Source organism: Caulobacter sp. UNC279MFTsu5.1 (genome assembly GCF_900114015.1).
Classification (GTDB): domain Bacteria; phylum Pseudomonadota; class Alphaproteobacteria; order Caulobacterales; family Caulobacteraceae; genus Caulobacter.
In genome coordinates this window covers 1-12,683 of the sequence record NZ_FORN01000081.1, presented here as the reverse complement: position 1 = coordinate 12,683, position 12,683 = coordinate 1, and the positions used below count along the sequence as shown (strand labels likewise).

Below are 12,683 nucleotides of genomic sequence, written 5' to 3'. Positions count from 1 at the left end.
GGCTCACTCCCGCCTCTGAAATCAAGCGGTGCACAGATCCAGCGGGAACCACCGGGTGGGGTGAAGGGCGGAAAAGGCCCGCGCGCCCCGGCCTTGCGGATAACGGCTCCACGCGAAGCGCCTGACTTCGTCGAAACGGTATCAACAACAAAGCTATTCCGGGCGAGGCCCGGGCGCTTCGCAACCCTCCCCATCCCATCGCAGCGAAAGCGCGTGGCGGCCAAGCCGTGCGCCCTTTCATCGAACACCCGTCGTTAAGCCGTGACCGCTAAGCTCTCCCGCCATGAGCAACCGTCCTTCCTCCGCCGGGGTCACCCCCGAACAGCTGGCGACCCTCAGCCACGAGTTCCGCACCCCGCTGAACGGCGTGCTGGGCATGGCGCGGCTGCTGGAGGGCACGCGGCTGACCGCCGAGCAGCGGGCCTATGTCGGCGCCCTGCGCGAAAGCGGCGACCACCTGCTGTCGCTGGTCAACGACGTGCTGGATTTCGCCCGTCTGGGCGCCACGGCCATCGAGCTGCACGCCGCCCCGGTCGACGTCGAGAACCTGCTGCGCCAGGTGGCCGAGCTGCTCAGCCCGCGCGCCCATGAAAAGGCCATCGAGATCGCCTGGGCCGCCGCGCCCGGTCTGCCCACGATCCTGGCCGACGAGGGCCGCTTGCGGCAGGTGCTGCTGAACTACGCCGGCAACGCCATCAAGTTCACGGAAGCCGGCGGCGTGCTGCTGAGCGCCGAGCTGGTTTCCGAGGGCCGCATCCGCTTCAACGTCCGCGACACCGGACCCGGCGTCGCTCCCGAAGCCCGGGCAGCCATCTTCGAGGCCTTCGTCCAGACCGACCCCTCGCACCAGGCCCAACTGGGCGGAGCGGGCCTGGGCCTGGCCATCGTCGCCCGCCTGGCCGGCGCCATGCACGGCGAGGCCGGGGTCGGCGGCGAGCTGGGCCAGGGCGCCGACTTCTGGTTCGAGGCCCCGTTCGAGACCCTCCCGGCGACCGCGGCGGATCTGCCCCTGGCCGGCCGGACCGTGGCCATCGCCTCGCCCAACGCCATGGTCCGCGAGGCGGCCCTGCGCCAGGTCCGCGCCAGCGGCGGCCAGGCCCTGGCCGGCGAGACGGTCGCCGAGGCCCTGAAGGGCGCGCCGGCCGAGGCCGTGCTGCTGCTCGACGCGGCGCCAATAAACACAAAGGGGGCCGGACCGCGCGGGGCGTTGAAGGCCCCCGCCGGCCGCGCCTGCGTGGCCCTGCTGACCCCGGACCAGCGCGACCGTATCCCCAAGCTGAAAGCCGCCGGCCTGGGCTATCTGATCAAGCCGCTGCGCCGCGCCTCGCTGATCGCCCAGGTGCTGGCCGCCCGACCGCCCGCGAAAACGGCCGCGACCGAGATCCGGGCGGTCGAGCCGGCCGCCTCGACCGTCCACGAGGACGACCGCATCGCCCCGGCCGCCGCGCCCGGCGTCCGCGTGCTGCTGGCCGAGGACAATCCGATCAACGCCCTGCTGGCCCGCGCCCTGCTGGAGCGCGAAGGCTGCAAGGTCGACCGCATCGCCAGCGGCGACGAGGCCGTCTCGGCCCTGTCGCGCGGCTTCTACGACCTGATCCTGATGGACCTGCGCATGCCGGGCCTGAACGGCCTGGAGGCGACCCGGGCCCTGCGCGAGCGCGGCGTCACCACCCCCATCGTCGCCCTGACCGCCGACGCCTTCGACGAGGACCGCCGCGCCTGCCTGGCCGCCGGCATGAACGACTTCCTGGCCAAGCCGCTGACCTCGCCGGCTCTGCGCGGCGTGCTGACCAACTGGACGGGCCTCGGCTGGACGAAAGCGGCGACGCGGGCCAAGGTCGCCGGCTGATGGCGGGGCGGCTTCCCCGCACCGGGGACCGCCACGCATGACCCACGACGTCCAACCTGGCTCGAAGATCCAGAAGAAGACCCTCCTCCAGACCCTGGCGTTCTTCGGCGAGCGCCGCAGCCTGGTGATGCTGGGCCTGGGCTTCGCCTCGGGCCTGCCCTTCATGCTGATCTTCGACACCCTGTCGCTGTGGCTGCGCGACGCCGGCCTGTCGCTGGCGGTGATCGGCTTCTTCAGCCTGGCGACCCTGAGCTTCTCGTTCAAGTTCCTGTGGGCCCCGCTGATCGACCGCTCCAAGGTGCCGGTTCTGCACGGACTGGTCGGCCACCGCCGCGCCTGGATGCTGGTCTGTCAGGCGGTCATCATCCTGGGCCTGCTGGCGATCTCGACCGTCAATCCGGCCGCGAACCTGCCGCTGATGGCCGCCATCGCCGTGATCGTCGGCTTCGCCACCGCCACCCAGGACATCGTCATCGACGCCTGGCGGATCGAGGTGGTCGACACCGACCGTCAGGGCCAGATGGCCGTGGCCGTGCAATGGGGCTATCGCGGGGCCATGATCATGGCCGGCGCCGTGCCGCTGATCCTGGCCGAGCGGTTCGGCTGGAACATCTCGTACCTGGCCATGGCCGGGGTCATGCTGGTCGGGGTGATCTCGACCCTGCTGGCCCCACGCGAGGCGGCCCACGCCATCCGGCCGATCCACACCGACGGGGTCGACCAGCCCAAGGCGCTGGAGATCCTCGAATGGCTGGCGCGGCTGGCCATCCTGGTGGTCGGCGCCCTGCTGGTCGGCTCGGGCCTGTCGGGCGACGCCAGCCTGCTGTCGAACATCGTCGGCGGCGACGCCCTGGCCGAAGCCTGGAAGGCCAAACCCAACGGCGTCTGGCTGCAGCTGGCCGGAGTGCTGGCCGGCCTGGCGGTCATCGTGATCGCCGCCTGGCCGATCCCCAGGGTCAAGACCAAGCCGGGCGTCTATCTGTCGACGGCGCTCTATTCGCCGCTGAAGGAGTTCCTGACCCGCTTCTCGGGCGTGGCCGGCCTGATCCTGGCGGCGATCTGCGTCTACCGGGTCTCGGACTTCGTGCTCAACATCATGAATCCGTTCTACCGCGACATGGGCTTCTCGCTGACCGAGATCGCCGAGATCCGGAAGGTGTTCGGCATCATCGCCTCGATGGCCGGGGTGTTCCTGGGCGGGGTGGTCGTGGCGCGCTTCGGCCTGATGCGCGCCCTGATCGTCGGGGCCTTCGCCCAGCCGATCAGCAACCTGATGTTCGCCCTGCTGGCCATGAGCGGCCACAACGTGCCGATGCTGTTCGCCTCGATCTGCATCGACAACATCGCCGGCGGCGTCGCCGGCACGGCCCTGATCGCCTACATGTCCAGCCTGACCACGGCGGGCTTCACGGCCACCCAGTACGCCCTGTTCTCGTCGCTGTACGCCCTGCCCGGCAAGCTGATCGCCTCGCAATCGGGACGGATCGTCGAGGCCTCGGCCGTGGCGGCCCAGGCCGGCGGCCCAATCGGAACGCTGAAGGGCCTGTTCACCCGCCTGCCGCCCGAGAGCTTCACTGCCGCCGGCGCCAAGCTGGGCGTCAGCGCCGCGGCCATGGCGGCGGGCTACACCGCCTTCTTCATCTACACGGCCCTGATCGGCGTCGTCGCCATCGCTCTGTCGTTTGCGGTCGCGGCGCGCCAGCCGAGGCACATGGCGGCCAAGGCGGCCGCGGAGACGGAGGAGGCTCTGGCCTGAGCAAGGGTCCGCCCGGCGACGTTTCAGGTCTCGCTCTTGAGACACACCACCTGGGCCACGCGCAGGTCGCGGCGCAGGCCGTCGGCGACGCGGCCGTAGTTCTCGGTGGTGATCGCCTCGCCCAGGGCGAAGCTGGCCGGACGGCGACGGCTCTGCTTGAGCAGGTCGCTGACCGTCTCCTGGGCGGTCGTGTAGATCCGGCCCCGGCGCGGCGACTCCGCCACCGTCACGCCGATCACCCGCCCGGCGCTGTCCAGGGCCGGAGCGCCCGACAGGCCCGACAGCGTGCCCTTCAGATTGTCGGTGCGGCCGACCTCGGCCCAGACCAGCACCGGCTCGACCCGGGCGCCGCGCCCCCGGATGACCAGGTTCTCGCGACCCAGCAGGCGCGAGGTGACCTCGCCCGGATGACCCTGCGGGAAGCCCGGATGATAGGCCCGCTCGCCGCGCCGGGGCGGCTCGGTCACCCCGCGAAGAGGCACGGCGGGGGCCCCGCCCTCGGTGGTCAAGATCGCGGCGTCGCCGGACGGGTCCAGCGTGATGCGGGCCGCCACGCCCCGGCCGTCGGCCACGACGATCGCCGCCTCGCGACAGCCGTCGACCACGTGCCGGGCGGTCAGCCACGAGCCGCCGTCGTCGACCGAGAAGGCCGTGCCGCTGCCGGGCTGGCCCTTCTCGGGCACCTGGACGACGACGGACGGGTCGAACGGCGAGGCGGGGCCCAGCGGCAGGCCCTCGCCGCCGGGCACCGGCGGCGGCGGCGGCGGGGCGTCCGAGCGCTCCTGCCGGCCGACGGCGACGACCACCAGGGCGGCCACCACCGCCCCGTAGATCAGCCAGTCCGGAAGTTTCGGGAAATGCACGGCGCGCCCCTGCTCGCCCAGCCCTTAGCCGGCCACCGCGGCGGCCAGGATCAGGGCGGTGGCGATCTTGGCCCCGACCAGCAGGGCGGCGGCGGCGACCTCGCCCTCGTTGATCCGCTCGGGCAGGCCCTTGAGCAGCATGTCGGTGATCCGGAAGACCAACAGCTGCACGGCGATCGTCGAGACGCCCCACAGCACGATCTCCAGCGGCGACACCGAGGCCGACAGCGAGGTGGCCAGCGGAATGGCCAGGCCGACCATCACCCCGCCCAGCGACAGGGCGGCCGCGGCGTTGCCCTCGCGGATCAGCTTGATCTCCTTGTGCGGGGTCAGCAGGGCGTAGAGCGCCGTGCCCACCACCAGCATCGTCAGGGTGATGGCGGCGTGCATCAGGGTCAGCGGCAGGCCGCTGGCGAAGGCCTGGATCTCGGGCGACTGGAGCTGAGGCGGCATGAAGACGGTAATCCCCGGACTTGAGGGAGGCATTGCTAGCACGGGATCAACGGCCGTGCGTAGGGGGCTCGTCCGACGAGCCAGATGCTATTGGGTAAAGCTCACCACCGACCAGCCGTAGGCCCGGATCCGCCAGCGCCCGCCTTCCAGCGCCTGCACGAACGACCAGCCGCCATGCTCGTCGAACGGCTGGCCGTCCCGGACGCCGGTCCAGCGCGTGGGCAGGGAGAAATAGACCGTGTCGCCGGTCCGGCCGAAGTCCTGCGGCGGGCCGAACGCGTGGCGCAGGTCGTCGATGGCGCCGACGTGCCGGGCCATCAACGCTTGCCAATGCGCCAAGCCGTCCTGGCCGGTGAAGACGTGCGGCGGGAAATTCTCGAGGATGGTCACCTCGCCGGCCGAGAACACGCCGCGCAGGATGCCCTGGTCGGACGTCTCGAGGAACCGCGCCAGCGCCTCGGGGCCCGTCATCATGGCGGCGTCCGGCGCGGCGAGGGGCGACATCTAGGCCGCCGCCTCGTCCTCGTCGTCGTCCAGCACGCCGGCCATGGCCGCCATCGACAGCTTGCGCATCGCCGAGGCGCGGACCTTCTCGCTCTCGCTCTTCAGCTGGCCGCAGGCGGCGAGGATGTCGCGGCCCCGCGGCGTGCGGATCGGCGACGAATAGCCGGCCTTGTTGAGGATCGCGGCGAAGGCTTCGATCGCCGCCCAGTCGGAGCACTGATAGTCGGTGCCCGGCCAGGGGTTGAAGGGGATCAGATTGACCTTGGCCGGAATGCCCTTGATCAGTTTGACCAGGGCGCGGGCCTCGTCGGGGCTGTCGTTGACGCCCTTCAGCATCACATATTCGAACGTCACCCGGCGAGCGTTGCTGAGGCCCGGATAGGCGCGAATCCCCGCCATCAGCTGGTCCAGCGGGTATTTCTTGTTCAGCGGCACCAGCACGTCGCGCAGGGCGTCGTTGGTGGCGTGCAGGCTGATGGCCAGCATGGCCTGGGTCTTGTCGCCCAGGGCTTCCAGCTGCGGGACCACGCCGGAGGTCGAGACCGTGATCCGGCGGCGCGAGATCGTGATGCCCTCGTTGTCGCTGATGATCTCGATGGCGTCAGCCACCTGGCCCAGATTGTAGAGCGGCTCGCCCATGCCCATGAACACGATGTTGCTCAGCAGGCGGTCTTCCTTGTCGGACGGCCATTCGCCCAGGTCGTCCTTGGCGATCTGCACCTGGGCGACGATCTCGGCGGCGGTCAGGTTGCGGACCAGGGCCTGGGTGCCGGTGTGGCAGAAGCTGCAGTTCAGGGTGCAGCCGACCTGGCTGGAGACGCACAGCGCCCCCACCCGTCCGACGGACGGAATATAGACCGTCTCGACCTCGACGCCCGGGGCCATGCGGATCAGCCACTTGCGGGTGCCGTCCTTGGACACCTGGCGCTCGACCACCTCGGGCCGGGCGATCGTGAAGTGGTCGGCCAGGCGCGCCCGGGTCTCCTTGGCCACGTCGCTCATCTGGGCGAAGTCGGTCACGCCGCGATGATGCACCCAGCGAAAGATCTGGGTGGCGCGCATCTTGGCCTTGCCGTGCTCGACCACGCCGCTCTCGGTCAGGGCGGCGACCATCTGCGGACGGGTCAGGCCCGACAGGTTGATCAGCGGCTTCTGGGCGTCGATGGCGGGCGCGACGCGGGACAGGTCGAGGGTGACGCTCAAGGGGCGGTCCGGAGGCAAGACATTTCAGGGATCGAGGCGAGGATATAGCAGCTCTCGCGGCATTTTCCAAAAGGACGGGGCGCCGCGGCTCCGGGGCCTTGACGCCCGAGCCCGCGCCGCCTCCCATGCGCCATCCCGATCCCAAGGCGGATCGCCGAAGTCTGGGGAGGCTCCGATGAAGTCCCGCTTGCTGGCCGCCTGCGCGGCCGTGGCCCTGTGCGCCACCGCCCTGGCCGCGCCCGCCGCTCACGCCCAGGCCGCTGCGACATCCGCCCCGTCGGCCGACGAGGCCAAGGCCTTCGTCGACACCGCCGAGAAAGACCTGATGGCCATGGGCGAATACGCCGCCCGCATGGCCTGGGTGCAGGCCACCTACATCACCGACGACACCAACTGGCTGAACGCCAAGGTCGACGCCGAATCCAATGCCCTGGCGGTGAAGTACGCCAAGCAGGCCGCGCGCTTCGACAAGACGCAGGTCGACCCAGTCACCCGCCGCAAGCTGAAGCTCCTGAAGGCCGGCCTGGTCCTGCCCGCCTCCGACCGGCCCGGCGCGGCCCAGGAACTGGCCGACGTCCAGGCCCGGATGCGGGCGCTGTATTCGACCGGCAAGGTGACGATCGACGGCGAGACCCTGACGCTGGACGACCTGGACGACCGCCTGCGCACCGAACGCGACCCGGCGAGGATCAAGGCCATGTGGGAGGCCTGGCATGCCGTGGCCAAGCCGATGGCCGCCGACTATCCCAAGCTGGTCCAGCTGGCCAACGAAGGCTCGGTCGAGCTGGGCTACAAGGACACCGGGGCCCTGTGGCGCTCGTGGTACGACATGGAGCCCGACGCCTTCGCGGCCAAGACCGACGCCCTCTGGGCCCAGGTCGCGCCGTTCTACAAGAACCTGCACTGCTACGTGCGCGGACGGTTGAACGCCAAGTACGGCGACGCCGTCCAGCCCAGGACCGGCCCGATCCGCGCCGACCTGACCGGCAATATGTGGGCCCAGGCCTGGGGCAACATCTACGACATCGCCGCGCCGCAGGGGCTTCCGGGGCCGGGCTACGACCTGACCGACGCCCTTGTCGCCAAGGGGTATGACGCGACCCGGATGATGAAGACCGGCGAGGGCTTCTACACCTCCCTGGGCATGCCGCCGCTGCCGGACACCTTCTGGAAGCGGTCGATGATCACCCGACCCCGCGACCGCGAGGTGGTCTGTCATGCCTCGGCCTGGGACGTCGACAACGACCAGGACATTCGGGTCAAGATGTGCACCCGGATCAACGCAGACGACTTCTATACGGTGCACCATGAGCTGGGGCACAACTTCTACCAGCGGGCCTATGCCGGCCAGCCGTATCTGTTCCGGGGCGGGGCCAATGACGGCTTCCACGAGGCGATCGGCGACTTCGTCGGCCTGTCGGCCCTGACCCCCACCTACCTCAAGCAGATCGGGGTGATCGACGCCGTGCCCGGCGAGGACGCGGACGTGCCCTACCTGCTGAAGATGGCGATGGACAAGATCGCCTTCCTGCCGTTCGGCCTGCTGGTCGACAAGTGGCGCTGGCAGGTGTTCTCGGGCCAGGTCGATCCCGCCCACTACAACGAGGCCTGGTGGAAGCTGCGCACCCAGTACCAGGGTGTCACGCCCCCGGGGCCGCGTCCGGTCGACGCCTTCGACCCCGGCGCCAAGTTCCACGTCGCCGACAGCACGCCCTACACCCGCTACTTCCTGGCCCAGGTCTATCAGTTCCAGTTCTACCGGGCCGCCTGCCGCCAGGCCGGCTGGAAAGGTCCGTTGAACCGCTGCTCGGTCTATGGCGACAAGGCGGTCGGCGAGAAGTTCGAGAAGATGCTGGCCATGGGCCAGTCCAAGCCCTGGCCCGAGGCCCTGGAGGCCTTAACCGGCGAGAAGGACTTGGACGCCAGCGCCATCGCCGACTATTTCGCGTCCCTGAACGCCTGGCTGATCAAACAGAACAAGGGTCAGTCCTGCGGCTGGTAGGCGCCTGAAGCGGGCCCGAACGACGCTCCGGGAAGACGGGGGGATTCACCATCGTCGTTTGCGGCCTGTTCACCGTCCTTGGCGATAATGCCCGATCTCTGGGGAGTCGGGCCTTTGCTCATGACCATGTGGAAACGCCTTGCGGCGCGCCTTCGCGACGACGAGCGCGGGGCCATCGCCGTGCAGTTCGCGTTGCTTCTGATCCCCATCGCCGTCCTGACCTTCGGCCTGATCGATCTCAGCCGCGCCAGCGTCCAGAAGCGCCAGCTGCAGGACGCCCTCGACGCGGCGACCCTGATGGCCGCCCGCTCGACCGCGACCACCAACGCCGATCTGGACGCCATCGGCGACGCCGCCCTGGCCACCGAGATGGCCGGCCTGGGCGTGCCCCTGACGCCCGCCAACTCGACCTTCGCCCTGGGCGACAACAACACCGTGGTCGGCACGATCCAGAACGTGACGATCAAGCCGATCATCTCCAACCTGTGGAGCAGCGGCGACGCGAATGTCTCGGCTTCCGCCACCGTGATGCGTTCGGTCAATAAGCTGGAAGTGGCCCTGGTGCTCGACAACACCGGCTCGATGGGCAGCACCCTAGGCTCCGGGACCCGGAAGATCGACGCCCTGATCGACGCCTCCAAGTCGCTGGTCGACGTCCTGGCCGCCGCCGCGGCGCGGGCCAGCGAGACCGACGCGGTGAAGATCAGCGTCGTGCCGTTCTCGATGACCGTGAACGTCGGCTCAACCTACCAGACCCAGACCAGCTGGCTGGCCGGCAAGATGCCGAGCACCGGCTACGGCGCGGACGTGTTCGCCACCAACCAGGACCGCTTCACCCTGCTGTCGAACCTGGGCCTGACCTGGGCCGGCTGCGTCGAAAGCCGTCCCGCGCCTTATGACGTCACCGACGACGCGCCGAGCCCCTCCGTGCCCGCCTCGATGTTCGTGCCGTTCTTCGCGCCCGACGAACCCGACGACAATACGGTCGGCGTCAACCAGTCCAGCTCGACGCGCTATCGCGACGCCCGCACCCAGAGCACGTACTATCCGATCATGAACAACTGGCTGCCGGACGGGGTCTCGCCCAGCGGCACCTCGGCGACCGCCTGGAGCACGCGGTCGACGCCGATCGCCAAATACGCCGCCAGCAACAAGGGCAACGTGCTCAGCCTGGCCAAGACCGGCACGTCCTACGGCCCCAACGCGGGCTGCGGTCTGACCAGTCTGATGCGCCTGACCAATGTCCGCTCGACCACCCAGCGGGACGCGGTGAAGACCAAGCTCGACCAGATGATCGCCAACGGCAACACCAACGTCGCCATGGGCCTGGCCTGGGGCTGGCACACCCTGTCGAACAACGCGCCCTTCGCCGACGGCGTCAACCCGACCACCGCCGACGGCAAGAAGACCACCAAGGTGATCGTGCTGCTGACCGACGGCGACAACACCAACGACACCTACAGCAACCCCAACAACTCGGTCTACACGGGCTATGGCTACATCGCCCAGGGCCGCCTGAAGGACGCCAGCGGCGCGTCCCTGACCACCAGCTCCACGGCCACCAATCGCCGCGACGCGATCGACAGCCGCGAAAAGCTGTTGTGCGAAAACGCCAAGGCCAAGGGGGTGCAGATCTACGCCATCGGCGTGGGGGTCTCGAGCCACTCCAAGACCATCCTGCAGCAATGCGCCACCAAGCTGGACATGTACTACGACGTCACCGACGCCGCCGAACTGACCTCGGTGTTCAACACCATCGCCGGCTCGATCCAGAACCTGCGGATCACCAAATAGGTCGAAGCCCCGGAGCGAGGCTCCGGGGCCTTGGTCTTGATTCTTGGCGACGCCGCGCCTCCGGCTCGTCCCGGGACTGATGGAGGTTCCGGCTAGGCGAGCTTGATCTCGCGCAGGCGCTGCTGGAGGAACGCGTCGGCGGTGATCGGCTCGGGATAGCGGTCCGGGTTCTCGTCCGTGACGCAGCTGGGCAGGGTCTTGATCAGGTAGTCCGACGCGAAATGCAGGAAGAACGGCGTCGAGTAGCGCGGCACGCCGCGACGTTCCGGCGGCGGATTGACCACCCGATGGATCGTCGAGGGCAGGACGTGGTTGGTCAGGCGCTCCAGCATGTCGCCGATGTTGCAGACCACACAGCCGGGCGGCGGATTGATGGGCAGCCAGTCGCCGTTGCGGTCGAGCAGCTCCAGCCCGCCCTCTTCGGCCCCGAGCAGCAGGGTGATGGTGTTGATGTCGCCATGGGCCCCGGCCCGCACGCCGACGGCGTCCTTGGGAATTGGCGGATAGTGCAGCAGGCGCAGCACGCTGTTGCCGTCCTTGACCGTCGGGTCGAAGAAGTCGCGGCCCAGCTCCAGATAGGTGGCGATGGCCTTCAGCACCCGCACGCCCAGGCTGTCCAGCGCCCCGTACAGCCAGCCGACATTGTGGTGGAAGCTGGGGATCTCGGCCGGCCAGACGTTGTCGGCCATGGTGGCGCGGAACGGGTGGCCCGGCGGCAGGTCGCGGCCGACGTGCCAGAACTCCTTCAGGTCATAGTGGTCGGCGCCCTTGGCGGTCTCGATCCCGAACGGGATGTAGCCGCGCGAGCCGCCCTTGATCCCGGCGTACTGGCGCTTGGTCTCCTCGGGCAGGGCGAAGAAGGCCTTGGCGTCGGCGATGGCCGCGTCGATGCGCGCCTGAGCCAGGTCGTGCTCAGAGATCACCGCGAAGCCGTAGCGCCGGAACGACGCGCCCAGCTCCTGGGCGAACCGGTCGAAGTCCTTCGAATACAGGGTGAACGAGACGGGTTCGATGGCGGATGCGGACACGGGCGTGGGCCTCGACATTAGTAAGACCGGACTTACTACACCGGCGGGACCGCCAGCGCCAAGCGCGGCGGCGGGTTTGTTCATCCCCGGGTCATGCACCGTGTCGGAACTTGACCATGGGCGGAGCGTTCTGCCTGCCAAGGGATCACGCGTCCCAGCATGCGATCAAGACCACAACGCCCGACGACCGCAAAGAGAGGGAAGCTTCCCATGATCAAGAAGACCGCCATCGGCCTGGCCCTGACCGGCGCGCTCGCCCTGGGCGCCTGCACCACCACCGACCCCTATACCGGCATGCCGGTGCGCAACAACACCGGCACGGGCGTCCTGACCGGAGCCGGCGTCGGCGCGGTGCTGGGCTACCTGACCAACACCAACAAGGGCGAGCAGGGCCGCAAGAACGCCCTGATCGGCGCGGGCATCGGCGCCCTGGCCGGCGGCGCGGTCGGCAACTACATGGACCGCCAGCAGGCCGACTTCCGCCGCAGCCTCGAGGGTTCGGGCGTGATGATCCGCCGCAACGGCGACCAGATCGTGCTGGTCATGCCCAGCGACGTGACCTTCGCGGTCGACAAGTCCGAGGTCCAGCCGCAGTTCACCCGCGTGCTCGACGACGTGGCCCGCACGCTGAACGCCTATCCGCAGACCACGATCGACGTGGTCGGCCACGCCGACAGCAGCGGTCCGGACGACTACAACCAGACCCTGTCGGAGCGCCGGGCCAGCTCGGTGGCCGGCTACCTGACCGGTCCCGGCCGAGTGCTGCCCGACCGCGTCTTCGTGGCCGGCCAGGGCGAGCGCCAGCCGATCGCCTCCAACGACACCGCCGAGGGCCGCGCCCAGAACCGCCGGGTGGAGATCATACTGCGGCCGCTGACGCGGTAGCGATCGGGTCGGGGGCGGCGGCTCACGCCGCTTGCCCCCTACGGACCGCTTCGCGGTCGTCTTCCCCCGGAGGGGGAAGAGCGCCGGTGCGAAGGCTCCGCCCCCTCTGGGGGCGGACAGGCGGCGAAGCCGCCAGGTGGGGGCAAGTGTTCACCGGCGCGATCTGTCGTCCTCACGCTTTCGCTGTGAGTGGATGGAAAGGGTCGCGGAGCGCCGGACATCGTCCGGAGTTCTTTGATAAATACCGTTTCGACGAAGCCCGATCGCTCCGCGCGGTCGTTTTCCGCCAGCGTCCGGTGGGCAGCCCTGTTGAGGCTTAGCCGGACCCGGTCTCGATCCCTTTCGG

The 12,683-nt window shown here is 69.4% G+C and carries 10 protein-coding genes and 1 pseudogene; 6 read left to right on the top strand and 5 right to left on the bottom strand.

What is annotated here, in order from left to right; genetic code table 11:
* Nucleotides 1–283: 283 nt before the first annotated feature.
* Nucleotides 284–1,849, top strand: coding sequence for a response regulator (locus BM066_RS25255; protein WP_089931161.1), 1,566 nt, complete (start codon nt 284–286; stop codon nt 1,847–1,849).
* Nucleotides 1,850–1,886: 37 nt separating this feature from the next.
* A complete protein-coding gene (locus BM066_RS25250) occupies nt 1,887–3,605 on the top strand; it encodes an AmpG family muropeptide MFS transporter (RefSeq protein ID WP_089931159.1) in 1,719 nt (572 codons plus the stop codon).
* A 23-nt stretch (nt 3,606–3,628) separates the two neighbouring features.
* Here BM066_RS25250 and BM066_RS25245 read toward each other — a convergent pair whose 3' ends face one another.
* The 4 genes from BM066_RS25245 to rlmN all read right to left on the bottom strand — a co-directional run bounded on the left by BM066_RS25245 (nt 3,629) and on the right by rlmN (nt 6,628).
* Entirely contained in the window at nt 3,629–4,468 is an 840-nt protein-coding gene (locus BM066_RS25245) for a S1 family peptidase (protein WP_089931158.1), read from the bottom strand.
* A gap of 24 nt (nt 4,469–4,492) precedes the next feature.
* Nucleotides 4,493–4,921, bottom strand: coding sequence for a DUF350 domain-containing protein (locus tag BM066_RS25240; RefSeq protein WP_089931156.1), 429 nt, complete (start codon nt 4,919–4,921; stop codon nt 4,493–4,495).
* Between the two features lie 87 nt (nt 4,922–5,008).
* Nucleotides 5,009–5,425, bottom strand: a complete 417-nt coding sequence (locus BM066_RS25235; protein ID WP_089931154.1) for a hypothetical protein — start codon at nt 5,423–5,425, stop codon at nt 5,009–5,011.
* On the bottom strand, nt 5,426–6,628 hold the full coding sequence (rlmN, locus tag BM066_RS25230) for a dual-specificity RNA methyltransferase RlmN (protein WP_089931153.1): 1,203 nt from the start codon (nt 6,626–6,628) through the stop codon (nt 5,426–5,428). It lies immediately after the preceding gene.
* Nucleotides 6,629–6,803: 175 nt separating this feature from the next.
* On the opposite strand from rlmN, the gene BM066_RS25225 reads away from it, so the two are divergent.
* Nucleotides 6,804–8,630, top strand: coding sequence for a M2 family metallopeptidase (locus BM066_RS25225; protein WP_089931150.1), 1,827 nt, complete (start codon nt 6,804–6,806; stop codon nt 8,628–8,630).
* Nucleotides 8,631–8,750: 120 nt separating this feature from the next.
* The gene (locus tag BM066_RS25220) at nt 8,751–10,424 is read left to right on the top strand and encodes a TadE/TadG family type IV pilus assembly protein (protein WP_255367721.1); all 1,674 of its coding nucleotides are present in this window, start codon (nt 8,751–8,753) and stop codon (nt 10,422–10,424) included.
* Between the two features lie 92 nt (nt 10,425–10,516).
* Here BM066_RS25220 and BM066_RS25215 read toward each other — a convergent pair whose 3' ends face one another.
* Nucleotides 10,517–11,452 carry an isopenicillin N synthase family dioxygenase gene (locus BM066_RS25215; protein WP_089931146.1) on the bottom strand — a complete coding sequence of 312 codons (936 nt, stop codon included), beginning with the start codon at nt 11,450–11,452 and terminating at the stop codon, nt 10,517–10,519.
* Between the two features lie 210 nt (nt 11,453–11,662).
* Between BM066_RS25215 and BM066_RS25210 the strand changes: the two genes are divergently transcribed.
* Nucleotides 11,663–12,337, top strand: coding sequence for a YiaD family glycine zipper/OmpA-like lipoprotein (locus BM066_RS25210; protein ID WP_089931145.1), 675 nt, complete (start codon nt 11,663–11,665; stop codon nt 12,335–12,337).
* A gap of 184 nt (nt 12,338–12,521) precedes the next feature.
* Nucleotides 12,522–12,632, top strand: a pseudogene (locus BM066_RS27435) (hypothetical protein); the annotation flags it as partial.
* Nucleotides 12,633–12,683: the final 51 nt, after the last annotated feature.

Excerpts from the sequence above, each read along its gene's own strand:
- BM066_RS25255 (WP_089931161.1), top strand. The coding sequence starts at position 284 with ATGAGCAACCGTCCTTCCTCCGCCGGGGTCACCCCCGAACAGCTGGCG.
- BM066_RS25250 (WP_089931159.1), top strand. The coding sequence starts at position 1,887 with ATGACCCACGACGTCCAACCTGGCTCGAAGATCCAGAAGAAGACCCTC.
- BM066_RS25240 (WP_089931156.1), bottom strand. The coding sequence starts at position 4,921 with ATGCCGCCTCAGCTCCAGTCGCCCGAGATCCAGGCCTTCGCCAGCGGC.
- BM066_RS25235 (WP_089931154.1), bottom strand. The coding sequence starts at position 5,425 with ATGTCGCCCCTCGCCGCGCCGGACGCCGCCATGATGACGGGCCCCGAG.
- BM066_RS25225 (WP_089931150.1), top strand. The coding sequence starts at position 6,804 with ATGAAGTCCCGCTTGCTGGCCGCCTGCGCGGCCGTGGCCCTGTGCGCC.
- BM066_RS25220 (WP_255367721.1), top strand. The coding sequence starts at position 8,751 with ATGACCATGTGGAAACGCCTTGCGGCGCGCCTTCGCGACGACGAGCGC.
- BM066_RS25210 (WP_089931145.1), top strand. The coding sequence starts at position 11,663 with ATGATCAAGAAGACCGCCATCGGCCTGGCCCTGACCGGCGCGCTCGCC.